Genomic DNA, 1,066 nt, shown 5'->3' with positions numbered 1-1,066 from the left:
CGTTATTTTTGTGCCCGTGCGTCTGGCAGTGGCCGAACTCATGCAGGCGCTTTCCGGTCTGTTCGGCCTGTTCACGGGCAACGAAGTGACCAGCGCCGCCTCGTCCTGGGAAGCCTTCGGCGCGGCCCTGGGAGAGATCGCTGGCGGAGTGCTGGAAGGACTGGCCACGGGCTTTGCCTGGCTGGTGGACGGAGTGAGGCTGTTTGCTTCCGTCATCGGGCACCTGATAGACGGCGTTTCGGCGCTGTGCGGCTGGCTGCTGGACCTTGGCGGGGCCACGAATGAAGCCAACGCGGCAGCGGACCCCTTCGCCTGGTCGAATCTCGGAAAGGTACTCGGCTATGTGCTGGGGCTGTTTGTGGCCTGGAAAGCCGCGCTTCTGGCCGTGCGCGGTGTCATGGTGGCGGTATCTGCCGCGACAAAGGCGTGGGCCGCCGTGCAGTGGGTTCTCAACGCGGCCATGAGCGCAAACCCCATAGGTCTGGTCGTCATCGCTATCGCGGGTCTGATTGCCGCCGGGGCGTGGCTTGTCCAAAACTGGGATGAGATCGCCGCGTGGTGGCATGACCTGTGGGGCGGCATAGCGGCCTGGGCGGGTGAAAAATGGGACGCCATCACGGGCACGATTACCGGGGCGTGGGATTCCATCATTTCCGGTATTACGGGCTTCGGCGCGTCTATCCTTTCCGGTCTGCAAGGCGCGTGGGATACGGCCAGCGGCGCGGCGAGCGCGGCATGGGAAGGCATCAAGGGCATTGTTTCCGGCGCGTGGGACGCCATTGTGGGCGGTATCGCGGGCTTCGGGGCGTCCCTGCTGGCTGGGATAACGGAAGCCTGGAACGCCGTGCTGGAATTTTTCGGCGGGCTGAACCTCTTTGAATCCGGGGCGAAACTGCTTTCCACCTTTGTGGAAGGCATCAAGAGCATGGCGTCATCCGTAGTGGAATCCGTGGAAGGTGTATTTACCAAGGTGCGGGAGTACCTACCGTTTTCGGACGCGCATGTGGGGCCGCTTTCTCAGCTCACGCTTTCCGGGGCGCGCATGATGACCACGCTTGCCGAGGGT

The 1,066-nt window shown here is 63.4% G+C and carries 1 protein-coding gene; it reads left to right on the top strand.

The window, feature by feature from the left end; translation table 11 throughout:
* A partial coding sequence (locus DESPIG_RS14175) for a phage tail tape measure protein (protein WP_006009475.1) occupies positions 1-1,066 on the top strand: 1,066 nt, incomplete at both ends.

Source organism: Desulfovibrio piger ATCC 29098 (assembly GCF_000156375.1).
Lineage (GTDB): Bacteria > Desulfobacterota > Desulfovibrionia > Desulfovibrionales > Desulfovibrionaceae > Desulfovibrio > Desulfovibrio piger.
Note: the sequence above shows the minus strand (reverse complement) of the source record. Positions and strands in the feature narration are given on the sequence as shown.